The organism is Bartonella raoultii, assembly GCF_019659805.1.
Lineage (GTDB): Bacteria > Pseudomonadota > Alphaproteobacteria > Rhizobiales > Rhizobiaceae > Bartonella > Bartonella raoultii.
In genome coordinates this window covers 107,914-130,807 of sequence record NZ_JAIFRO010000001.1, presented here as the reverse complement: position 1 = coordinate 130,807, position 22,894 = coordinate 107,914, and the positions used below count along the sequence as shown (strand labels likewise).

At 38.0% G+C, this 22,894-nt stretch carries 18 protein-coding genes and 1 pseudogene; 7 read left to right on the top strand and 12 right to left on the bottom strand.

Features of this window, described 5'->3' with window-relative positions:
* Positions 1-64: 64 nt before the first annotated feature.
* Genes K3248_RS00535 through K3248_RS00520 form a run of 4 tightly spaced genes read right to left on the bottom strand, consistent with a single transcriptional unit; the run spans position 65 to position 6,904 of the window.
* Positions 65-2,161 (bottom strand): glutamine amidotransferase, encoded by a 2,097-nt coding sequence (locus tag K3248_RS00535; protein WP_220716430.1) that lies wholly within the window; start codon positions 2,159-2,161, stop codon positions 65-67.
* Positions 2,158-4,965: a DUF4159 domain-containing protein gene (locus K3248_RS00530; protein ID WP_220716429.1), complete on the bottom strand. Its 2,808-nt coding sequence runs from the start codon at positions 4,963-4,965 to the stop codon at positions 2,158-2,160. The genes K3248_RS00535 and K3248_RS00530 overlap by 4 nt, the downstream gene beginning before the upstream one ends.
* Positions 4,962-5,873, bottom strand: a complete 912-nt coding sequence (locus K3248_RS00525) for a DUF58 domain-containing protein (RefSeq protein ID WP_220716428.1) — start codon at positions 5,871-5,873, stop codon at positions 4,962-4,964. The genes K3248_RS00530 and K3248_RS00525 overlap by 4 nt, the downstream gene beginning before the upstream one ends.
* A complete protein-coding gene (locus tag K3248_RS00520; protein ID WP_220716427.1) occupies positions 5,873-6,904 on the bottom strand; it encodes an AAA family ATPase in 1,032 nt (343 codons plus the stop codon). Before K3248_RS00520 ends, K3248_RS00525 begins: the two co-directional genes overlap by 1 nt.
* Before the next feature lie 242 nt (positions 6,905-7,146).
* Between K3248_RS00520 and K3248_RS00515 the strand changes: the two genes are divergently transcribed.
* Positions 7,147-8,400, top strand: coding sequence for a CCA tRNA nucleotidyltransferase (locus K3248_RS00515; protein WP_220716426.1), 1,254 nt, complete (start codon positions 7,147-7,149; stop codon positions 8,398-8,400).
* A gap of 308 nt (positions 8,401-8,708) precedes the next feature.
* On the opposite strand, the gene K3248_RS00510 is transcribed toward K3248_RS00515, so the two are convergent.
* A complete protein-coding gene (locus K3248_RS00510; RefSeq protein ID WP_220716425.1) occupies positions 8,709-9,173 on the bottom strand; it encodes a tRNA (cytidine(34)-2'-O)-methyltransferase in 465 nt (154 codons plus the stop codon).
* Positions 9,174-9,757: 584 nt separating this feature from the next.
* On the opposite strand from K3248_RS00510, the gene petA reads away from it, so the two are divergent.
* From petA to K3248_RS00490, 4 genes are all read left to right on the top strand, one after another.
* The gene (gene petA / locus K3248_RS00505; RefSeq protein ID WP_220716424.1) at positions 9,758-10,339 is read left to right on the top strand and encodes a ubiquinol-cytochrome c reductase iron-sulfur subunit; all 582 of its coding nucleotides are present in this window, start codon (positions 9,758-9,760) and stop codon (positions 10,337-10,339) included.
* Positions 10,311-11,567, top strand: coding sequence for a cytochrome b (locus K3248_RS00500; protein WP_220716423.1), 1,257 nt, complete (start codon positions 10,311-10,313; stop codon positions 11,565-11,567). Before petA ends, K3248_RS00500 begins: the two co-directional genes overlap by 29 nt.
* Entirely contained in the window at positions 11,561-12,445 is an 885-nt protein-coding gene (locus tag K3248_RS00495; protein ID WP_220716422.1) for a cytochrome c1, read from the top strand. The genes K3248_RS00500 and K3248_RS00495 overlap by 7 nt, the downstream gene beginning before the upstream one ends.
* Positions 12,446-12,545: 100 nt before the next feature.
* Entirely contained in the window at positions 12,546-12,986 is a 441-nt protein-coding gene (locus K3248_RS00490) for a PRC-barrel domain-containing protein (RefSeq protein WP_220716421.1), read from the top strand.
* A 157-nt stretch (positions 12,987-13,143) separates the two neighbouring features.
* Here K3248_RS00490 and ychF read toward each other — a convergent pair whose 3' ends face one another.
* Complete coding sequence (gene ychF / locus K3248_RS00485; protein ID WP_220716420.1) at positions 13,144-14,247, bottom strand: redox-regulated ATPase YchF; 1,104 nt, start codon at positions 14,245-14,247, stop codon at positions 13,144-13,146.
* 267 nt (positions 14,248-14,514) lie between these two features.
* Here ychF and K3248_RS00480 point away from each other — a divergent pair, with 267 nt between their 5' ends.
* Entirely contained in the window at positions 14,515-15,258 is a 744-nt protein-coding gene (locus K3248_RS00480) for a L,D-transpeptidase (protein WP_220716419.1), read from the top strand.
* Positions 15,259-15,393: 135 nt separating this feature from the next.
* Here K3248_RS00480 and pth read toward each other — a convergent pair whose 3' ends face one another.
* Together pth and K3248_RS00470 are read right to left on the bottom strand one after the other, a co-directional pair.
* Complete coding sequence (pth, locus tag K3248_RS00475; protein ID WP_220716418.1) at positions 15,394-15,972, bottom strand: aminoacyl-tRNA hydrolase; 579 nt, start codon at positions 15,970-15,972, stop codon at positions 15,394-15,396.
* A gap of 78 nt (positions 15,973-16,050) precedes the next feature.
* Complete coding sequence (locus K3248_RS00470; protein WP_220716417.1) at positions 16,051-16,680, bottom strand: 50S ribosomal protein L25/general stress protein Ctc; 630 nt, start codon at positions 16,678-16,680, stop codon at positions 16,051-16,053.
* Between the two features lie 283 nt (positions 16,681-16,963).
* Here K3248_RS00470 and K3248_RS00465 point away from each other — a divergent pair, with 283 nt between their 5' ends.
* Positions 16,964-18,463 carry a helicase HerA domain-containing protein gene (locus K3248_RS00465; protein WP_220716416.1) on the top strand — a complete coding sequence of 500 codons (1,500 nt, stop codon included), beginning with the start codon at positions 16,964-16,966 and terminating at the stop codon, positions 18,461-18,463.
* Here the strand turns inward: K3248_RS00465 and K3248_RS00460 are convergent.
* From K3248_RS00460 to lgt, 4 genes and pseudogenes are all read right to left on the bottom strand, one after another.
* Positions 18,460-19,392, bottom strand: a complete 933-nt coding sequence (locus K3248_RS00460) for a ribose-phosphate pyrophosphokinase (protein ID WP_220716415.1) — start codon at positions 19,390-19,392, stop codon at positions 18,460-18,462. The genes K3248_RS00465 and K3248_RS00460 overlap by 4 nt on opposite strands.
* A 460-nt stretch (positions 19,393-19,852) precedes the next feature.
* Entirely contained in the window at positions 19,853-20,638 is a 786-nt protein-coding gene (pgeF, locus tag K3248_RS00455; RefSeq protein ID WP_220716414.1) for a peptidoglycan editing factor PgeF, read from the bottom strand.
* Between the two features lie 79 nt (positions 20,639-20,717).
* A complete protein-coding gene (locus K3248_RS00450) occupies positions 20,718-21,797 on the bottom strand; it encodes a class I SAM-dependent methyltransferase (protein ID WP_220716413.1) in 1,080 nt (359 codons plus the stop codon).
* Positions 21,772-22,651: pseudogene (gene lgt / locus K3248_RS00445) on the bottom strand (prolipoprotein diacylglyceryl transferase). Before lgt ends, K3248_RS00450 begins: the two are co-directional and overlap by 26 nt.
* Positions 22,652-22,894 lie beyond the last annotated feature (243 nt).

Below are 22,894 nucleotides of genomic sequence, written 5' to 3'. Positions count from 1 at the left end.
GATAATGACAATAAGGGTATTATTGCAAAGTACATGTGTTATTGTTTTAAAGTGTTGAGAATTCTTAACGGCTTTCACGATACCACATACAGTTTAAGAGTAAAAGACAAGCAAGCAGTGCAAAGAAACCTGAAAATATTGAAAAATAAAAACTATTTATTAAACGTGTTTCTGTTGCTTCTTTTAGCACAATTTCATGAGCAGGGGAAGATGTAGAACTTTTTTGTGATTGAATAAGCTTGAGAGGAGGAAGAAGAATGCTTTCTTTCCCCTTATGGTGTAAACGCGTGATATACCCTCCCGTGTGTTTAATAATGGGAGCCAACTTTTCTTCTGTTGAAACTAAGTCAAATAATTCAAGATTATCATGCATTCCCATAGAAGAAAGGGCTGTTAAATTGCCATTTTTGATGGTAAAAGTTCCTGTTTCATCGGTTGTAAGCGTGGCTGTAAAGATACCTTCTTGTTCTTTACTAAGGCGTATATTTTCTTTTTTTCCAGAAGGAAAGATTACTTCGGCTGATTCTGGGTGGTCTTTAAGTGTTTGGCGACGAATAGTTAAATGATGATGATCGCTGGTAGCGCTTAACTTTTCTTCTTCAAGTTCTGGTTCTTTCATAAGCCAATGAGCAATGCGGCGGTAAAGAGCTGCATAGGGACCTCCACCTTCAAAACCTCTTGCCCAAAGCCAACTTTCATCTGAAAGCAACATGCCTACACGTCCTTTACCAACATGAGAAAGGAGTAAAAGTGGCTGTTCATCAGCACCTTTCATGAGAGCTATGCCATTATTTATCTGTTGAATTGCAATTTGTCGTAGCCATTGTCCCCATTGAGATGCTGGAGATTCTGGTGTTGAAAGTCCTCGCGTGACGGGATGACGTTTACCTTCTTTGGTTAATTGAGGGCGAAAAGGCTTTTGAATGATAACACCGCTGGGTAAGGCAGGCAGGACACTGATTAAAGGGGTTCTTGCAAGCGAGTTTTGTTGGGTAAATTCAGGTCCTGTCACCATCAGCAATGCACCACCTTTTTGTACATATTGGGCGATATAGTCATAATAGATTAAGGGAAGAACAGCAGAATGTTGATAGCCGTCAAGGATGATGAGATCAAAGTTGTTAATCTCTTCAACAAAGAGCTGTTTTGTCGGAAATACGACGAGTGATAATTGGCTTAAGGGCGTGTTATCTGCTTTGTTAGGGGGACGCAAAATCGTAAAATGAACGAGATCAATATTAGAGTCACCTTTTAAAAGATCACGCCATGTTCTCTCACCGTTATAAGGTGCACCTGAAATAAGAAGGACACGCAAATTTTCTCTGATCCCTTCGATAGTTATGATGGTGCGGTTATTTTCAAAGCTTAATTCACCTTTGTTTTTATCTGTTGTGACTTGGATGATATTTTTTTCAGCGTGAGGGAGAGTAACCTCAGTTTGAAAAATAGTGCCAGGGATAACAGAATAATGGCCTACTTTTTGTCCATTAACACTTACGGTAATATTTGCTTGTGCTGGTATAGATTCTGGGCGCTGTCCTTTATCTTCAACTAAAATAGAGAGCAGTTGTGGTTTATTGATCAAGGCAAAGCGAGGAGGAGAAATAATTTTGATTTGGCGGTCAAATTCATCAGATCTTCCTGTAATCAGAGCGTTAAGAGGTGCTTTATGATGAAGCTCTGAAATGGAGGGAATGTCATGGACTTGTCCATCGGTGATAAAAATTGTACCGGCATAACGAGAAGGGGGGATATTAGAGATAGCTTGTGTTAAACTATGAAACAAATTTGTTTCGGGTGCATATTGGTGATCAGAAAGTTTTCCAGATTCGATAAAGAGTGGTTGATATTGTGGATAGCGTTCTAATATTTTTGTGAGTTGTGCACGTGCTTCGTCCGTATCGTGGGGGCGTGTATCCAATGTTTGGCTTTTACTATGATCAATTACAATGCCCACTGTGCTTTTAAGAGGTTCACGTTGTTCTTTGATGAGCATTGGATTGAGTAAAGCAAGGATCAATGTGCCCAAGGCCATAAGACGAAAGAAAGATCCTTGACGTTTTGTCACAAGACCAATAATGACAAAAAAGGCGGCTATTCCACTTAAGAGAAGAATCCAAAAAAATGGTAAAAAAGGCTGGAAAGTGAAAAGTGGTATCATTGCCTTCTTTCTCTTTTAAAGCGTTCTAAGAGTGCTGGAACATGTATTTGATCTGCTTTATAGTTTCCTGTGAGCACATAGATCACAATATTCAATCCCGCACGAAATGCCCATAGGCGTTGTGTGGGATCATTGGGAATAAGTGGATATTTCCATTTACCTTTTTCATCAAGTGCCCAAGCACCAGCAAAGTTATTCGCAGTGATAAGAAGAGAACTTACATTATCACCGAAGCTAAGAAGATTTTTATTTTTTTTATTCATTGATGATGCTTCAACCCATAAGGGGGAACCACGGTAGAGACCAGGAAAATCTGGCATAATATAGAAAGAATGAGAAATAACATGATCGGCTGATGCTGGTTCAATAGCTGGAATATTTAATCCCTTTAAAATGGCTCGTAATTTTTGTGTTTCTGGAGTTGCAATACCTTCGAGATTAAGGTTGCTCTTTATTTGATCACGTGTATCAAATAAAATTGTTCCCCCATGTTTCATAAAAGTATTTATTTTTTCAAGACTCTTTTGGGTGGGAACTGGACTGTTTGCATCAATCGGCCAGTAAATGAGAGGATAAAAGGCAAGTTCATCTTTATCGAGATCAAGTGCAACTACAGAACCAGGTGCAAGCATTGTACGTTGTGCAATAAATTGGCTTAAGGCTTCAAGACCACTTTTACTTGTTGTATCAATCTCGTGATTATTTGTAACAACGTAGGCAAGATGTGTAGCTCCTGCTGCTTCTATGATTGTTTCATTATTATTTTCTATTGTTTGCGCGTGGAGTGCTGGTATCTGTGAAAATAAGGCCATAAAACCTATGGTGAGAGGAAGCAAGAGAAATACATTGCTTCGTTGCTTGAGAAAAAAAGCGCCCCCCATCCATAAAGTTAAAAAATGATCAAAGGCAAATAATAAGATAGCCAATCCTAAAAGTGGTCCCATTAAATGTTTTTCTTTTGTATCATAGGATAAAGGATGCTTCTTTAAAGAAGAAGGCAATGATGATTGTTGTACCAAGCGGGATGAATGATTTAAAAGATTGAGTGCATAAAAATTGTTTTTTACGCCGTAGAGTCCAGGCGGAGTCCGATAGGAAGGATGCGGTGGCGTTTGGGCATCAATAACGAGTGGGACAACATAAGAGGGGGGGATTTGTAGCTGCCCATCAGCATTTAAGGTCCGCCAAGGATTTTGTATTGTTGTTTTTGTTTTTACGTGGGTTTGGGTTGTATCTTCATAAGTGTTTATTGTGATTAGTTTTTGCAACATTTGTGCAAAAAAGCCAGAAAGAGGGAGATTAGACCATGTAGGATCAGGGGCTATATGAATAAAAATGAGAATGCCTTTTCCGCGTTTTGCCGCGGTAATGAGGGGGGTGCCATCAGAAAGGCTAAGCCATGTTTTTTCAAAAAGGTCAGGATTTGGTTCGGCAAGGATTTGTCGCGAAACCGTGACATCTTCTGGAAAGGTAAGATCAGAAAAGAGGCTGTTTTTTGCAAAAGGTGCAAGTTTTTGTGGTTTTGTCCACGACATAATACTTCCAAGCAAACGTTTTCCAGGACGTAGTGGTACGGGGAGGAGGTTATCATAATGCTCTACGCTACTTAGATTTTCTCCTGCAAAACGGATGAGTGTTCCGCCTTTATTGATAAAATTAGAGAGTTTATTTTCTACTTCTTTTGAGATATTGATAAGATCACCCATTATGAAAACAGATGGATTTTGCTTGAGTAAATGATCAATATCACTTGAAAGTCCTTTTCCCTCAGCTGTTATAAGTTGTGTATTCCCTTGTAATGCTTTGATAATGTAGTAAAATGGGGAAAGCAAAGGTTGTATCATTTCATTGATATTCGGTGAGAGGAGAGCAACACGGTTTACTCTATTATGGCTGTCCACTAAGAAAGTCGCTGCAGCAGTGGCTTGGTTATTGATTTTAATCCAAGCAATATCGTTACGTAATTCAAGGGGAAGATTAAAAGGAACAAGCGTTGTTGTTTTTCCTTCAAGAAAGTTTTGCGTAAAATGACCTAACAATTGATTGTTAGCATCATAAAGGCTCAATGTTATTGGGGTTTTGCCGTGGGTTGTTGCACGGATAACGCGTGCTCCCATATTTCCGTTGTTATTTTCTATGGCTGTTATGCCGGTTAAATCGGAAATATCTGCTAAATACCATAAGAATGTTTGGGGTTTTAGTCGTTCAAGAAGAGCAAAAGTTTGATCATCTTCCTTTGTTTGTAATCCATCACTTAAGTAAGCAATATCAAGAGGTATTCCTTTGGTTTTTTCAATAAGCTTTTGGAGTGCACGTGTGCGATTAACAGGCCAAGGATGAGGTTGCAAATGTATTAAATGTTGTTTTACTGCTTCTGCAGATTGGGGAACTATATCGGAAATATCATTTTCAGCGGTTGCAAGAAAATAAATATTTTTTTTCTGTTTTGCTGCTTGTGCAAGAAGGTTTTCGGCGATAGAAATACGTTTTTTCCATTCTTTTGCAGAGGCCCATCCATTGTCGATAATGAGTGCAAGTGGTTGAGATCCAGAAAGTATAATGGGCTTTTTATCCAAAATAGGTCGGGCTAAAGCGACGATAATCAGTGTTGCTATGGTTAAGCGTAATAACAGTAACCACCAAGGTGTGTGCTGTGCTGTTTCTTGTTGTTTGGTCGCTTTTGGTAGAAAACGTAAAGGGGGAAAAAGCTCTTTACGTGGAGAGGGGGGCTTTACCCGCAACAACCACCAAATGACTGGTAGAGATAAAAGTCCTAATAATAGCAGGGGAGCAGCAAAACTCAAAGTGACCTCCTGATATGAGATGGAGAGCCACCCATTTGATGTACAAGATGAAAAATGGTTTGTGTTAAGGGCTGATCAGTTGTACTTACTTGGTAGGTCCATCTTTGGCGCGCACAAAAATTTATTAATTCTTGTCGTCTAGCTTTATACAGTTTGCAATAATCTTTACGAAGACTTTCTGCTTTTTTGAAAATATGTTTTTCTTTTGTTTCTGGATCAAAAAATTCTGTATGACCTTTATAGGGAAAGTTTTCTTCTGCGGGATCAGCAACTTCAATTAAATGTACAGTGACTTGTTTTGTAGATAAAACGGTTAAATGTTGGATAATCTTTTCAGGATGATCAAGAAAATCACTCATGATAATGACATGTGAAAAACGCGTAATTGTTGAAAAATCTGGAAATGGATTTTCATTACGATGATTTTCTAACGCTAAGGCTATGCGTTCAATAATATTGGATGCCATTGTTGGGGGCATTAAGCTTGGAATAGCAATCTGTTCTCCACTGCGTGCAAGAAGTGTTGCCAATGCAAGGGTCAAAATGATGGCATGATTACCTTTAGAGACTTTGGAAAATCGTGAACAGTAATGCATAGAGGCACTCTGATCAGGCCAGAACCAAATGGTTTGTGTCATTTCCCATTCGCGTTCACGTAGGTAAGTATGCTCATCACGTGCTGAACGACGCCAGTCAATACGTGTAATGGATTCTCCTTCCGTATAAGGGCGAAATTGCCAAAAATTTTCTCCATTACCTCGTTTTCGTTGACCATGCCATCCGGTTATCAATGTATTCGCAATCAGACGTGCTTGTAAAAGAAAAGCTGGCATGTTGGCTGCCTCTTTATGCAACTGAGAAGCGAGTGATAATGGAGATTGTTGTAAAACTTGTTTGCCAATAGCCATTAAAGAGCGTCTTTCACGAGGTTGTTGATAACATCTTTGATGGTAATATCTTCAGCACGTGCAGAAAAGTTGAGTGCCATGCGGTGTTGTAAGACAGGATAAGCCAATGCTTCAACATCATCAAGTGAGGGTGCCAGGCGGCCATAATAAAGTGCACGGGCACGCACACAAAGTGAAAGTGCTTGTGATGCCCGTGGACCAGGTCCCCAAGCAACATAAGTTTGCGCAAGGCTATTCTTTGTATGTGGACGTGCTGAACGGACGATCTTTAAAATGGCCTCTACAATATTTTCTGAGAGGGGCATTTTACGAATAATTTGTTGAATTTTTTGTAGTTTGGAGGCTGATAAAATTGGTTTTGCATTTTGTTGCTTTTCTTTAGTTGTTTCCAGAATGATACGTCGTTCTGTGCTAAGGTCAGGGTAATCAATATCGATTTGCATCAAAAAGCGATCCAGTTGCGCTTCAGGAAGTGGATAGGTTCCTTCTTGTTCAAAAGGATTTTGGGTTGCAAGAACATGAAAAGGTTGTGGTAAGTCATAACGGGTACCAGCAACAGTGACATGATATTCTTGCATGGCTTGTAAAAGAGCTGATTGCGTGCGAGGAGAGGCACGATTAATTTCATCAGCCATAAGAAGTTGCGTGAAAATAGGACCTTTAATATAGCGAAAAGAACGTTTTCCCTCTTTATCTGAATCCATAATTTCTGAGCCAATAACATCTGATGGCATGAGATCAGGGGTAAATTGGATGCGTTTTTCATCAAGCCCTAAAACTGTTCCTAATGTTTCAACAAGACGCGTTTTAGCAAGTCCTGGAGCACCGACAAGAAGGGCATGTCCACCAGCAAAAATTGCAATTAAAGCGTATTCAATGACATGATTTTGCCCAAAAATAACTTTGTCAATTTCTTGTTGTAAAATATCTAATTCTTTATGGGCTGTATCAATATCATGAATAATTTCTTGGGCTTCATCATTGATATGCGCCTTTTTTACAGAATTGGATGATGTATTACTTTGACTCATATTTTTTCCTTAAGGCATTTGTCGCAAAACCGATCAATGTTTTTGTATGATAGTGAATATTTTATTTGTAACAGAAAATGAAAAGAAAAGAAAACGCATATATTGTTTTTTTATATTTGCATACGAAGAGGAATTTATTTGGAAAAAATAGGTGTATGTTATGTAAGGGATCTTTTAAAAATATTAATTTATAAGAAGAGCTGTTTAAGGCATTTAGGAAAAGTTTGTTTAAAGGTTAAAGGATGAGCATAAAGCCAAATTTTAAACAGGTTACATGGTTGCAAAAAAGTGATCTCCAAATACTTCTTCGCGTTTTATCTTTCGATGGTGAGGAAGCGCGTATTGTGGGGGGAGCAGTGCGTAATCAGTTGTTAGAGCTGCCTATTAGTGATATTGATATTGCAACAACATGTTTACCAAAACAGATTATAGCACGTGTAGAAGAAGCAGGATTTAAAGCTATTCCGACAGGTGTTACATTTGGTACAGTTACGGTGCTTACCCCATCAGGTTCTTATGAGGTTACAACGCTTCGCTCTGATATTGAAACAGATGGTCGTCATGCAAAAGTGGTATTTGGTCGTGATTGGAAAAAGGATGCTGAACGGCGTGATTTTACGATAAATGCGCTTTATTGTGATGCTGCTGGTAATCTTTATGATGATGTAGGAGGATTGCGTGATATTGCTCATCAAACAGTACGCTTTATTGGTGTTGCAGAAGAGCGTATTAGCGAAGATTATTTACGTATTTTGCGTTTTTTTCGCTTCTTTGCGTGGTATGGGGCAGGACGACCAGATGGGCAAGGGTTAAAAGCATGCGTTGCTTTAAAACATGGGCTACAAAAACTTTCATCTGAGCGTATTTGGGCAGAGATGAAAAAACTTCTGATGGCTTCGGATCCAACACGTGCTCTTTTATGGATGCGCCAAAGTGGAGTTTTAACATGTATTTTTCCTGAAACAGAAAAATGGGGAATTGATGCAATTCATTCACTTGTGAAAACAGAACAAGCTCTTGGCTGGAAAATCGATCCGTTGTTACGCTTAGAAAGTCTGCTTCCTCCTGATCCTATACGTCTTCATGAAATGGCGCACCGTTTGCATTTTTCTAAAAAGGAAACAATCCGGTTAAAAGAATGGGCAGAGTTGGAGATGATGAGTCAAAACTGTTCAGATCATTTTGTACAAAAATTGATTTATTTTCATGGACGTCAACCTGTTCTAGATCAATTGTCTTTATCTGTAGCTGCTGCACATGGTACTGTTTTGGAGGAAAGTGAAGCTTTGCAAAAAGCAGAAAATTATATCAAGCTTTATCAATTGGCTCAAGAATGGCAGATCCCAATTTTTCCTGTTTGTGGTAAAGATTTGATCAATAAAGGTTTGGTAAAAGGTGTGTTTTTAGGGAAAAAACTTAAAGAGTTGGAAAAAATATGGATTGAAAGTGGATTTTTAATGGATCGTAATGCGTTATTAGAAAAAATTGATTTATAATATTATTTTTATAAGAAATTTTTTCTTTATGTAATTTCATTGCTTTGTTTTTAGGGCTGGTTTGGAGGTATTGATTCTATAATTATTGAGATTATCAGAGATAAGAGAATACGAAGGATTTTGAGAAATTCCAACTACAAATATGTGCTCTATGATGATGTTTTTTTTCAGAGCTTTTAATGAATAGTAAAAAATTAAATGATTTTGTAAGATTTGTGGAAAGATGTGGTATTTTCAGTTTTCTAGTAATCTGCAGGCTATTTTTTTGTTTATTGAAGATTATAAAAAATTTGTATTTTTCTAAAATTTTATGTTTCATAAAAACCAATTTGACGAAGGGCTTCTCCTGTCGTTATGGCAACACTCATTGCGAGATTGAGTGAGCGTGCGTTGGGTTGCATGGGGATTTTTAATGTGTAATCAACAGCTTCGTGGACATAATCAGGAACGCCTGCTGATTCACGACCAAAAAGTAAAACATCCTCTTTTTGATAGCATATCTGTGTATAATATGTTTTAGCTTTTGTGCTTAAAAGCAAAAGACGGCGATTAAAATGCTTCATCGTTTTTATAAAATGTTGCCAATCAAGATGTCGCTTTAGCGAGGCATATTCGAGATAATCCATTCCTGCTCGTTTAAGATTCCGATCTGATAGATTAAAACCTGCGGGTTCAATAATATGCACATGTAGATTAAAACAGGCGCTAAGGCGCAAAATTGTTCCTGTATTACCAGCAATATCAGGCTGAAAAAGAGCAATGTGAAGTGTCATATGCCTTAACTCTCATTTAAGTTTATAAAGTATGGTTTTCTCCTGATGATTTGTAAAGCTATTCTTGTATTTTATTTAAAAAGAGAATGAAGCGCTATGTTTTTTGTTTTTAGCTATCCTTTCGAATTTTAGAGAGATAAAGGTTTATTGCTTAAGTTTTAATTTATAGGAAAACAGAGTATTATTAATAAAAAATAATGATTACACATATATTTGGATATATCTGATAGAGATTGGAAGTATTATATCCTTTAAAAGGGGGGGAAAACTATTTTGTTTTTGTAAGTTTTTTCATATGTAATAATTTTTACGAAAGTGAAAAGTATGTTTATTGGGTTAGATAATGCATGAGAACAGAAAGGATATGAAAAAAGTTTTGCCTATCATGAAAATGTAAAACATATATTTTGAGATGTGAAAAAAATACAAGGAATTTCGGTTTTTGTTTAAAGGCAAATGTGGTGAAAAGGATTAAAAAAGCAAGTTATACGAAGATGTTGAGGGACATAGTTCGAATGATGAGGGATTGTGTAAGAGGTAGGGGGATGGTGAAATTATTCTAGGAGAATAGGCTCTGTAAGGTAATGAGTGAGCAGACAAGGCGGGATTTTCTATTTTTGCTAACAGGAGTTGCAGGGGCTGTTGGTGTGGGGACAGTTATGTGGCCTTTTATCAGTCAATTGCGCCCTGATGAGGCTGTTTTGGCATCTTCTTGTGTTGAAGTTGATCTTTCTGGTATTGAAGAGGGGATGTCGGTGACGGTTAAGTGGCGTGGACAGCCTGTTGTTATTCGCAACCGTACTGCAAAAGAAATTGCTGAGGCGCGTGCGACTGAATTGCATATTTTGCGAGATCGTTTGGCACGTAATCCTAATCTTGACAGTAATGAAGAAGCAACAGATTTAGCGCGCTCTGCAGGAAAGGGGCGTGAAAATTGGCTTATTATGATTAATCTTTGTACCCACCTAGGGTGTGTAACACTTGGGCAATCGGGGCAATTTGGGGGATGGTTATGTCCCTGTCATGGGTCTGTTTATGATACAGCGGGAAGAGTACGTTCAGGACCTGCGCATGCTAATTTAGCAATTCCACCTTATCGATTTCTTTCAGATACTTTGCTAAAAATAGGAGAAAGTGATGAGAAAATTTCCCCCCTATCTTCCTAAAAGCGCTCTTGCTCGTTGGTTTGATAAGCGTTTGCCTCTTCCTCGTATTTTTTACAATGCGTTTGTCATTTTTCCTGTTCCACGTAATCTTAATTACTTTTATACATTTGGTGGTATTTTGACCCTTATGCTTTTATCACAGCTTTTGACGGGTATCGTTTTAGCTATGCATTATGTACCAGATGTTCATTTGGCCTTTGAAACCAGTGAACGCTTTAAGCGTGAGGGACAATTTGGTTGGCTTTTTCGTCCATGGCATTGTGTTGGATCTTCCTTCTTTTTTATTGCTGTTTATATTCATTTAGCTCGTGGACTTTATTATGGTTCTTATAAAAATATGCGAGAAATGGTTTGGATCACGGGTATTTTTATCTATATGATCATGATGGCAATAGCATTTTTTGGCTCTGTATTGGTTTGGGGGATGGTATCTGTTTCCGCGGCCTCAGTGCTTGCGGGTCTTGTACAAGCTATTCCTTGGGTAGGAACGTGGTTACATGAAACACTTCTTGGGGGATATAGTGTAGGACAGCCCACGTTGAATCGTTTTTATGTTCTTCACTATTGTTTATCCTTTATTTTGCTTTTTTTGGTGGGGATACATATTTGGGCAATTCATCAAGTGGGACAAGGTAATCCAACAGGTCTTGCAATACAATCGGAGAAGGAAACTGTGCCTTTTTCACCTTATATGCTGATCAAAGATATTTTTGCTATTACTATTTTTTTAATCTTTTTTGCGTGGTTTTTGTTTTATATGCCTGATTATATGGGACAAGCTGAAAATTATATTGTTGCTGATCCTTTAAAGGCGCCTCTTCGTGTAACACCGGAATGGTATTTTTTACCTTTTTATGCTATGCTTCGTGCGATCACTTTTAATATTGGGACTTTTTCATCATCTTTTTTGGGGCTTATTGTATTGGTAAGCGCGATTTTCGTTTTAATCTTTGTTCCATGGTTAGATCGCTCTCCCATACCTTCAGCAAGGTATCGACCTCTTTATAAAATTTTCTTTTGGGTGTTGATAATTGATATTGTTTTATTGGGGTTGCTTGGTTCAAGGGAAATTAATGATAGGGTTCTTTTATGGACACAATTGGGAACCGCCTATTATTTTATATTCTTTTTTATCGTTTTACCCTTTCTTCCCTTTTTTGAAAAAAACCGTTCTCTTCCTTCTTCAATTATGGAAGATATAAAAAAGAAAACAAACAAATTATGGTAATGAATACTTTTATTGGACTAATTTTTATAGCTTTAGTTAGTTTTTCTTTTCAAAGTGGGGCAAATAATATTTCTGATGAGGAAAAGGCGGTTATTTCTTTTCCTTTACGTCCTCCTAAAAAACAAGAGTGGAGTTTTTCAGGACCGTTTGGGATTTATGATAAGGCGCAGTTACGGCGGGGATTAAAAGTTTATAGACAAGTCTGTTCTAGCTGCCATGGATTAAAATATGTCGCTTTTCGTGATTTGAAAGCTCTTGGCTATGATCAAGAACAGATTAAGGCTTTGGCTCAGCAATATCAAGTCAGCGATGGTCCGAATAGAGAAGGAAAATTTTTTAAACGTCTAGCTGTTGTGACAGACACTTTTCCTTCTCCTTTTGACAATGAAGAGGAAGCAAGATTTCTTCATAATGGTGCTTATCCTCCAGATTTATCATTAATAGCGCGGGCGCGTGTTGTTTCTCTACCGTTTCCTGCTGCGATTTTTGATGTATTGACACATTATAATACAGCTGGACCAGATTATATTACTTCTCTTTTAACAGGATATCAAAAGGCGCCCAAAAACATAAAAATGGCTGAGGGAGCTTGGTATAATCCTTATTTTATTGCTGGGAATGCTTTAATTATGCCTCCTCCTTTGCGTGAGGGACTTGTCTCATATGAGGATGGTACGCCAGAAACGGTTGGACAGTATGCACGTGATGTTTCTGCTTTTTTGATGTGGGCTGCTGATCCTCACATGGAAATTCGTAAAAAAACCGGTTTTCGCGTTATTTTATTTCTAATTATTTTTGGGGGGCTTGTTTATATTGTAAAAGGTCGAATTTGGCGTGACTTAGAAAAAGAGGAAGTTGAGGAAAAAATAAAAGATTAAAAAGGAAAGAGGTTAGAGGATATTGGTCTTAAAGGAGGAGAGGGAACAAATTGGGTGATGAGGCATTGAGACTTTGCAAAGTAAAAATGGAGATGTTAAAATGAAAAAAATTGCGTTTGCAACTCTTTTGCCAGTTTTGATGGCTTCTGGTGCTTATGCCCAGTCTTTCGAAGTTCCTTCTAAATCTGAAATGGTTTCTTCGATGGGTATTGTACAGATGGAGTCGGGTATGACGACACGTTATGTTACCCCTTTGGCAACAGATTTTGTTGCTTCAAGCCTCATTGGTGCAAAAGTATACAATATAGAAGATGAAAATATCGGAGAAGTAAAAGATATTGTTCTGCGTGAAAATAGCATTGCTGGATTTGTTGTCGCTATTGGCGGTTTCCTTGGTCTAGGGGAGAGTTATGTGGTTGTTTCTCCAGAAACAATTCAGATGACAAATGATTATGGAAAATGGAAGCTTATTACGAATGCGACAAAAGATTCTTTAAAGCAAGCTCCAACATTTAAATATGAAGGACATTGGATACGTTAATTTTCTGTGTCCATTCTCTGTAAAAAACAGTTGCTACCATATAGTATGATAGCAACTGTTTTTGGTGAAAATATTTTGGAAGTTTTTTCTATAGCGGGTTATAGCTTCCATTTGAGGACTAGAGAGACAGCTTTGGTTTCTTTAAAGAAGTGCAATATTAGGTATTATGTTTAAACAACATGATATCACCATCTTGCACGATATATTCTTTTCCTTCATCACGCGCTTTTCCGGCTTCTTTTGCGCCGTTTTCTCCACCTAGACTAATATAATCCTCATAGCTTATGGTTTGAGCACGAATGAAACCGCGTTCAAAATCAGAATGGATAACACCAGCAGCTTGGGGTGCTTTCGTACCACGCGGAATTGTCCATGCTCGTGTTTCTTTGGGACCACAAGTGAAATAAGTAATTAGATCAAGCAAACGGTAGCCAGCATAAATGAGGCGATTCAAGCTTGGTTCATCGAGCTCTAAAGTGTTTAGATATTCTGTAGCTTCTGCATCATTTAATTGCGTGATTTCAGCTTCTATAGATGCGGAAATAATAATGCTTTGAGCGTTTTGCTCCATTGCCATTTTTTCAACCATTTGCGTAAAGTTATTTCCATGAGCAGCATCATTTTCGCTGACATTACAAACATAAAGCACGGGTTTGGAAGTTAAAAGATTCAAACTTTCAAGAATGCGGCATTCATCGGAAGAAATTTCTTTGCGTAATAATCGGACAGGATTTCCTTTTTGCAATAAGTTTAATGCTGCTTCCATTACGGGCAAAATTGTGAGCGCTTCTTTATCTTTTCCAGTTGCACGTTTACGGATTTGTATAATGCGTCGTTCAAGACTTTCAAGATCTGCAAGCATAAGTTCTGTTTCAACAGTTATAGCATCAGAAATAGGTTCAATACGTCCTTCTACATGGGTAATATCTTCATCTTGAAAACAGCGTAAAACGTGAATGATGGCATCGACCTCGCGGATATTGGCTAAAAATTTATTTCCTAAACCTTCGCCTTTTGAAGCACCTCGGACAAGTCCTGCAATATCAACAAAACTGATACGCGTGGGGATGATTTCTTTTGAACCAGCAATAGATGCAATTTTTTCCATTCGCGAATCTGGAACAGCAACTTCGCCGGTATTGGGCTCTATAGTACAAAAAGGATAATTAGCAGCTTGTGCTGTAGCTGTTTTTGTTAATGCATTAAAAAGCGTTGATTTGCCCACATTAGGTAGCCCAACGATACCGCATTTAAAACCCATGGCGTCTTCTTTTCTGTTGATTATTATGATAAAGGTAAATTTTTTTAACATTTTTATAGCATATTTTTAGAAGAGTTATAGTCTCCTATTGCTGTAGAGAAGAAAAAAAACTATGTTAGAAAAATGATTTTTCTTTTTTTTATCAAATTTAAAATCTCCTATCTTTTTTAAGAAGGAAATTATAAATTAATGTTAACAGTGTGCTAAGTTTTTCATAGTATCAAAATATGCAAGTCTGCATAAAAATTAATCGGAGAAAATAGAAGAGTGTTATCTCGTCATGCCTTTTCGTTTGCTGCATTTCTCGCTTTGGCTGGATGTGCTACGAGTCAGTCAGATATGTCGTTTGTTTCTTCACAACAAGTACGGCACATTCCAGAAGAAATACAAGAATTATATGGGCCTGTAACTAATGAGCCTTATTTTTTACCTGCTGTTGATCTTTCAAAGATTGATCCAAAATTTTGGCGTCAGCAAGTTATGTATTATACGTCTTATCCACCTGGAACATTGGTGATTGATACGCAAGAACGTTTTCTTTATCTTATTGAGGAAAATGGGAAAGCTTTGCGGTATGGTATTGGTGTTGGTAAAGAAGGGCTAGCATTTGAAGGTGAGGGGGTTGTGCAACGCAAGCGCCGATGGCCAAGTTGGACTCCAACTGCGGCAATGATGGCGCGAGAACCTGAACGCTATGGTCATTTAGGGAAAGGAATGCCACCAGGGCCTGATAATCCATTAGGAGCACGAGCACTTTATCTTTTCAAGAATGGGCAAGATACACTTTTCCGCATTCATGGCTCACATGAATCGTGGTCAATTGGTCAAGCTATTTCAAGTGGGTGTATTCGTTTGCTTAATCAAGATATCATTGATCTTTATAATCGTGTTCCCGTTGGAGCGCGAGTGGTGGTATTGCAAAAAAATAATGATACATCAAATGTCTTAAGTCAAAGATCGTCAAATATGTATGATCCTCTAGAATCTACTATTTATCCAAATAATTTTTAAATTTTAAAGAATCGGCGCTTAATTCGCTTTATTGCATTATTTGAGATCTGTTATTGCATACATTTTTTTCAAAAGAAGAAAATTTTACGCTGTAGAGAAAGTTATGTGGATTTGTTGCTTATAAAAACAATTTTATTATAGATCTTTATTTTTCATTGCTTGTGAGATTGCATTCATAAAGAGGCTTTTGTTCTCTTTTATGAGGAGAGTTGTATTTTTTGCAATTGCATCTAAGAGAAGAGGTAACCATTGTTGGTCGGATTTTGTAAAATTTCCTAAAACGTGCTGATGCACAAGTCCTTTTGAACCAGGGTGTCCAATACCTAAGCGAACACGACAATAGTCAGTGCCACAATGTGCATCAATAGATTTTATACCGTTATGTCCATTATGTCCTCCACCATGTTTTACACGCACTTTTCCAGCTGGTAAATCAAGTTCATCGTAAATAACAATGAAGTTTTTTGAATTTAATTTATAAAATCGCAAGGCCTCACCAATGGCTTGGCCAGACAGATTCATAAAAGTTTGAGGTTTGATAAGAAAAGTTTTTTCACCATTTATGAGACCATTAGAAATTTCCGCTTGAAATTTTTTTGACCATGGAGAAAAAGAAAAAAACTGATGAATGGCATCCACCGCCATAAAACCAATATTATGGCGGTTATTTTGGTATTGTACACCAGGATTGCCAAGACCAGCAATGAGCCACATATGCGCCTTTTATGTAAAATATGAGAGGGAATATACATATCCCATAATAAGGCGGGAAAAGTTCCCGCCTGCTTCAGTTTACGAAGTTTCGGTGTTTTCTTCATCTTCCTCTTGTTGAGGCGTTTCATCACTGACATCCATATCAGCAGGCGCTGCAATGGTTGCAATGGTAAAATCTCGATCTTGGATGACTGGAATAACATCTTTGGGTAATTGTACCGCTGAAATATGGATAGAATCCCCAATCGCATATTGGGAAAGATCAATTTCAATTGCTTCAGGGATAGCATTTGCAGGAGCTGTACATTCAATTTCGTGACGAACAATATTAAGAACGCCGCCCTTTTTAATTCCAGGGGCTATATCTTCATTGAGGAAGTGGACAGGAATATTCACTTCTACAACAGATTTTTCTGAAATACGTAAAAAATCTACATGCAAGGGAAAATCACGAACAGGATCCAATTGGTAATCTTTTGGAAGAACCATGATTTTTTGCTTGCCAATAGTAATTGTTGCAACAGTGGTACGAAAGCCACCCGCATGAATTTTATAGAAAATTTCTTTATAAGGAACAGTTATTGCCAAGGGGGGTTTTTTGTCACCATAAATGACAGCTGGAATAAGACCGTTACGGCGAAGTTCACGGGAGGACCCCTTACCAACCCGCTCGCGTATTTCGGCCTTAAGAGTGTAGCTTTTACTCATAATTTAAGTCCTTTTGCATAATTGGAGATTCATAAAAAACAACAACAGTTTTTGTATGAATATGAAGATACACGCTGATAAGCAGTGATTGCTCCATTCTGCGTTGCCTCCAAGGGTGTCTACGCAGAAGTCTGTTCTATAATTCAAACTCTTTATAGATGCAAGAGTTGTGGGAAAAATCGATGATTTCTACCGTTAAAAAAGAGGAAATGTTACAAGTATATGCGTATGGAGAATCAACCAATACTAGCCGATATGTTCAAAATCGAAGATTGGAGATGTTATGAAGGTTGAGATCGCCTTGGGTGAGATATTAGAAGGGCGTGCTTTGCATAAAGCAATGCCAGCAGTTGTTGATTTGGAAGAATTATTGGCAACACGTCTTCTCGTGCAAGGAAATTCTGGTTCAGGAAAATCACATCTTCTTCGCCGTCTTCTTGAGCAAAGTGCATCATGGGTGCAGCAATGTGTGATTGATCCAGAGGGTGATTTTGTTACTTTGGCCGATAAATTTGGACATGTCATTGTGGAGGCTCAACATAGTGAACAAGAACTTATACGGATTGCGCATCGAATTCGCCAACATCGGGTTTCTGTAATTTTTAATCTTGAAGGTTTAGATACTGAACAGCAGATGCGTGCCGTTGGCGCTTTTCTTGGTGCTCTGTTTGATATAGAGCGTGACTATTGGTATCCTATGCTTGTTGTTGTTGATGAAGCACAGTTATTTGCTCCAGCAGCTGCAGGAGAGGTTTCTGATGAAGCACGTAAAATTTCGCTTAGTGCTATGACCAATCTTATGTGTCGAGGGCGTAAACGTGGTCTTGCTGGTGTTATTGCTACACAGCGTTTAGCAAAGCTTGCAAAAAACGTTGCTGCTGAAGCTTCAAACTTTTTAATGGGACGGACTTTCTTAGATATTGATATGGTACGCGCTGCTGATCTTTTGGGAATGGAGCGTCGCCAAGCCGAAATGTTTAGAGATCTTGAACGAGGAAGTTTTATTGCTTTAGGTCCTGCTTTATCACGACGTTTTATACCTATTATGATTGGTCCTGTTGAAACATTGGCACGCTCTTCCAGCCCCAAATTAATGCCTCTTCCAACAGAGCGGGCTGATGTTAAAGAACTTGTTTTTACTGCTTCACCAGAAGAAATTTTAACACCATTAAAACAATCTCGAGAGCCTGTAAAAGAAAAGTCAATGCATGAAATACTAGAAGAGGCAGTACACAAAAAACAAAAATTGTTAGAGGAAGAAGCAAGCTTATTTCCAGAACTTTCTGATGTGAATCGTGATACACAGGCAGAACGTGTTATTCGTGAAATTATTGATGATCCAGAGGCATTTTATCGTTCAACAGCAGTGCTTTATCAAGATTTTTTGGTTCGTTGCCGTATTCATGGTATCGCACAAGCTCCTTTTAATCTTTCGCAATTTCGACGTAAGTTGGCTATTGCACAGGCTTCTATTGATGAAGAGGTTGCTGTTAGTGATAATTGGCAACATATTTTGCAGATATCAGAAAATTTAGAAGATGATGTGCAAGGTGTCTTTTTAAATATAGCACAGGCTGCAATCACCGGAAAACCGTGTCCATCGGATATTTTTTTGGCACGCCTTTATGGAACCCATTCTTTAAGTCGTGCACGTCGACTTCTCACTTACTTTGAAGAGCGTGGTCTTATTGTTATCCGTACACATTTTAGCGGTCAACGCATTATCGCTTTTCCTGATCTTGGTGTGGAAACAGCGCCAGGAGATCCTAAGGAAGCCATTTAACCAAATAAGCTGGAAACGGATTGTTCTGCTGCTGTTCTTGCAATCGCTTCTCCAATGAGGTCTGCAATGGGCAAAACGCGGATATTATGCGTGTTTTCAATGATTTTTGTTGGCATAATGGAATCTGTAATAACCAATTCTTTCATTTCTGAGTTGCTAATGCGTTCAATAGCATTTCCAGAAAGAACGCCATGTGTGATATAAGCTGTAACGCTATTTGCGCCATGTTTAAGCAGAGCACTTGCTGCATTGCATAATGTTCCACCTGAATCAACAATATCATCGAGCAAAAGACAATCTTTTCCAGAGACATCACCAATGATATTCATGACTTCTGATTCTCCTGGGCGTTCACGACGTTTATCAACAATAGCAAGTAAACTATTTAAGCGTTTAGCGAGTGAGCGTGCACGTACTACACCACCAACATCAGGTGAAACAACAATAACATTTTCAAGAGAATAATGCACCTTGACATCGCGAGAAATAACAGGCACTGCGTAGAGATTATCTGTAGGGATATCGAAAAAACCTTGGATTTGTCCTGCATGAAGGTCTAGCGTTAGAACGCGATGGGCTCCTGCTTCAGTAATCAGGTTGGCAACAAGTTTGGCAGAAATAGGAGTACGTGGACCTGGTTTGCGGTCTTGTCGGGCATAACCAAAATAAGGGATGACAGCTGTAATACGACGTGCTGAAGAACGTCGTAGGGCATCAATCATAATAAGTAATTCCATCAAATGGTCATTTGCTGGATAAGATGTGGATTGCAAAACAAATACATCTTGTCCGCGGACATTTTCACGTAATTCTACGAAAATTTCTTGATCAGCAAAGCGTTTCACTGTCGCTTTTCCTAAGGGAATATTTAAATAATTTGTAACATCTTCGGCAAGGCGTGGATTAGAATTGCCACAAAAAAGTTTCATAGGAGAACCTCTGAATAATTACGGTAAAACATGGTACGGTTTTAACTTTTTGTTGCGAGATTGCAAGAAAACAATGATAAGAGCATTATAATTTTATGTCTTATGATTAAAGAGCTATGTGTTTTATTTTTTCTTTTTCCAAAATTTTATTGCTTTTAGAGCAAAGCTTTTTGATCATGAAATAAAGAAATAACTATCTTGATTAAACTTTTTTCTTCCTCTCTAAAACAATGTGGATATGGTTGTTTGTATACAAGGAATGAAGTGGCGCTCATGTTAAAAAATTGTTTTAAATTTAGCCATTACAGGAAAATTTTGGAGATAAGAACAGTTAGCTCCTTTGTACTTTGTTTGTTTAAAAAATATTTTTTATAAAAAGCACGGTGTTTGCGTTTTTTGTTTCATCATGAGCAAAAATTTTCTTCTACAGCTTTACTATACTCTTTAGACGACAAAAGATTCATTTCGTCAACATAATAGCAGACAATTGTCGTCCATCATCCGGTTCATTTCGGAGTGTTGCACGTCGATAGGAGAAAAAACGCTGTTCATCTTTGTAGGTGCAAAGTTCCACACAAGAAGCACGAACTCCTGCTTCTTTGAGTTGATTGATAATGAATGCCCACAGGTTAAAGTGAAAGTGATTGACTTTATCTGTTTTTAAAAAATATTTTTGAAATTTGCTCTGGCAATCGATAAATTGATCATAAAATTCGTTTGTAACTTCATAGTGGCAAGGGCCAATACAAGGACCAAGAACTGCCGTTATTGATTGTCTTTTGGCGCCTTGCTCTTCCATAACAGTAATGGTTTTTTCTATAATTCCCTTTAAGCTTCCTTTCCAACCAGCATGAACAGCGGCGATGATACCAGCTTGTGGATCAGCCAATAAAACTGGTCCGCAATCTGCTGTAAGAATGCCTATGACAAGTCCTGGTGTGGTGGTAATGAGAGCATCAGCTTTGGGAATTTCATCAGTAAAAGCTTGATTTACTACGACAACTTCACAGGAGTGTATTTGCTTGACAGTGATTAAATTTTGGACCTCAACACTAAAGTAATCGGCGATCAAAAGGTAACTTTGTGTGATATGTGCAGATTGATCATTTGAACTTTGTCCAATATGAAGGCTTGGAAAGAGGCTTTTTGAAATACCGCATTGACGTGTGAAAAAACCATGTTTTATCCCGTGTATGTGTAAGGCAGAAAGCTCTTTTGCAAGGATGGGGGCAGAGATAGAGTTCATCAAAATTCCTCGTAAAGATGGTTGTTTCCAAAGAGAGAATGGTGTGTGAAATATGCATCTTTGTCAATATTTATGGGTATCAAAATCTGGGAGGTAGTGGTATATTTTGATCACTCACATGTAGAACTTTAAACAGTTTACCCATTTGATCTGGACTGGTTAGTCGTTCAACATCTTGGAAGATTTTGTTTTGTAGTTTAATATTTTTGTTTATTCTAAGCTGTTTTGCACGTTCTAGTAGCCCCATTTTAAAAAGGAAATCTCCCTGTTCAAAAATTTCGGCAAAACATCCTTCTTCAAGGGCTATTTTTTTTAAAAAGAAGAAACCAACATGGGATGTTAAATCATGTTTACCGGGAGCGTCAAATATATTGCGGAATTGATGTTTTGAGAGTGCTTGTAATGTATCGCCAAAGGCAAGATCTTGAGCACCATAATCAATAAGCAAAGCAGAACCTTTTACTTGGATTAAGTGGTTAGTAAGTTGTAGCATCAATTGATGTCGTGAAGGGGCATGTTCAAAAATTGTTCCGTCAGGGACTTTAGAAGCGTAGGATTGTAAGCACGAAGAGGGAAAATCATATGGAACAGCAATAAATGTGAGGTTGCCATTTTGATTGACTGTGATACGCCGTTCTCTCCATTCTCCATTGATTTTAATATATTGATTGATGGGCAGTGCATCAAAAAATTCATTGGCAATTAAAAAAAGAGGGCTGAAAGGGATATGATCTAAATTTTCAATATGATGGATTTGTTTTTGATAAGAAGAGAGCCGTTTTTGTTGTTCTGTGGCAAGAGTCTTGCTTATCTCAAGGAGAAAAATTTCAGCAGCGTTAAAGGCTTTTGTGGATAATCTTTGAATAGTACGCAAAATATCATCCATTAAAGTTCCCCGTCCTGGACCCATTTCAGCGAGAATAAACGGTGTAGGACAACCATGCGCTTCCCAGTTAATAAGCGTCCAAATACCAATCATTTCTCCAAATAATTGGCTTATTTCAGGTGCTGTAATAAAATCACCATGACGTCCAAAGGGGGTTTGGGTTTGGTAGTAGCCAAATTGGGAATCTGTGAGAGCTAATGTCATATATTGGCTAACAGTAATGGGGCCATTATTTGCAATAATCTTTTTAATTTTTTCTTTGAGAGTTGCCATTATTCTGTAGATTGGTGTTTGAAGGCTTGCAGAAGGAGATACCCCCCTACAAAAAGCATGGGAAGAGATAAAGCCATACCATAGGTAAATCCAGTGGAATGAAAAAGAGTAGAAAACCATTCAGGATCTTCTTGAGGAGCACGGTAAATCTCTGAAATGCTGCGCGCTATTGCATAGCCTATAATAAATGTTCCAGATACAATGCCAGAGCGTTTTAATGCTTTGAAAGCAAAAATAATAAGAGATAAGATAAAAAAGAGAAGAAATCCTTCCATAAATGCTTCGTAAAGTTGACTTGGATGGCGCGGGAGGTAGTGAGGATCTTTGAAAAAGCAAACAGCCCAAGGTACACTCGTAATATTTCCCCATAACTCTTGGTTAATAAAGTTGCATATTCTTACGATGCCGATACCAATAGGAGCACCTGCAGCAATGATATCAAACATTGCACGTATCTTGATGTTGTTTTTACGGGCAAAGCAGATCATTGCAATGATGATTCCAATGAGACCACCGTGAAAGGACATCCCTCCATCCCATACCGCAATGATATTGCTTGGATGGTTAAAATAATAAATAGGATCCCATACGAGAACTTGTCCTAAGCGGCCACCAACAACGACAGCAACAACAGACCAGATGACAAAATCTCCGATCTTTTCTTTATCCATAGGTGGGCAGTTTGCAGACCACAGAGATTGCTTTTGTAATAATTTTTGCGCATACCACCAAGCAAAAAGAATACCGACAACATAACCAAGCCCGTACCAATGAAGAGCTATGGGGCCTAAGCGTACAATGACAGGATCAAGAAAAGAGGGAAAAGCAATGGCTGGACAGACAAGATTGTTCATAAGTTACTTTTTACATTTATGCGATTATTTAATGGATTAGAAATGACAGATGAATACACAATGGTCAAGTTTGCAAAGTGGGATCAAGTTAAGAGAAGCTAAGTTTCCACTGCTAAAATAATGAGAGTATATGAAGTATAAAGAGGCTTCAGAAAATCTGTATGATTAGATTAAATCTATAGGGTAAAAGGAACAAATATAGTATTTAAGTGTTATGAAAATACGCTATAGTATGTACGTCAT

What these genes read in the sequence shown, in the direction of transcription:
- K3248_RS00535 (WP_220716430.1), bottom strand. Translation starts at nt 2,161, where the DNA reads ATGATACCACTTTTCACTTTCCAGCCTTTTTTACCATTTTTTTGGATT.
- K3248_RS00525 (WP_220716428.1), bottom strand. Translation starts at nt 5,873, where the DNA reads ATGGCTATTGGCAAACAAGTTTTACAACAATCTCCATTATCACTCGCT.
- K3248_RS00520 (WP_220716427.1), bottom strand. Translation starts at nt 6,904, where the DNA reads ATGAGTCAAAGTAATACATCATCCAATTCTGTAAAAAAGGCGCATATC.
- K3248_RS00515 (WP_220716426.1), top strand. Translation starts at nt 7,147, where the DNA reads ATGAGCATAAAGCCAAATTTTAAACAGGTTACATGGTTGCAAAAAAGT.
- K3248_RS00510 (WP_220716425.1), bottom strand. Translation starts at nt 9,173, where the DNA reads ATGACACTTCACATTGCTCTTTTTCAGCCTGATATTGCTGGTAATACA.
- petA (WP_220716424.1), top strand. Translation starts at nt 9,758, where the DNA reads ATGAGTGAGCAGACAAGGCGGGATTTTCTATTTTTGCTAACAGGAGTT.
- K3248_RS00500 (WP_220716423.1), top strand. Translation starts at nt 10,311, where the DNA reads ATGAGAAAATTTCCCCCCTATCTTCCTAAAAGCGCTCTTGCTCGTTGG.
- K3248_RS00495 (WP_220716422.1), top strand. Translation starts at nt 11,561, where the DNA reads ATGGTAATGAATACTTTTATTGGACTAATTTTTATAGCTTTAGTTAGT.
- K3248_RS00490 (WP_220716421.1), top strand. Translation starts at nt 12,546, where the DNA reads ATGAAAAAAATTGCGTTTGCAACTCTTTTGCCAGTTTTGATGGCTTCT.
- ychF (WP_220716420.1), bottom strand. Translation starts at nt 14,247, where the DNA reads ATGGGTTTTAAATGCGGTATCGTTGGGCTACCTAATGTGGGCAAATCA.
- pth (WP_220716418.1), bottom strand. Translation starts at nt 15,972, where the DNA reads ATGTGGCTCATTGCTGGTCTTGGCAATCCTGGTGTACAATACCAAAAT.
- K3248_RS00470 (WP_220716417.1), bottom strand. Translation starts at nt 16,680, where the DNA reads ATGAGTAAAAGCTACACTCTTAAGGCCGAAATACGCGAGCGGGTTGGT.
- K3248_RS00465 (WP_220716416.1), top strand. Translation starts at nt 16,964, where the DNA reads ATGAAGGTTGAGATCGCCTTGGGTGAGATATTAGAAGGGCGTGCTTTG.
- K3248_RS00460 (WP_220716415.1), bottom strand. Translation starts at nt 19,392, where the DNA reads ATGAAACTTTTTTGTGGCAATTCTAATCCACGCCTTGCCGAAGATGTT.
- pgeF (WP_220716414.1), bottom strand. Translation starts at nt 20,638, where the DNA reads ATGAACTCTATCTCTGCCCCCATCCTTGCAAAAGAGCTTTCTGCCTTA.
- K3248_RS00450 (WP_220716413.1), bottom strand. Translation starts at nt 21,797, where the DNA reads ATGGCAACTCTCAAAGAAAAAATTAAAAAGATTATTGCAAATAATGGC.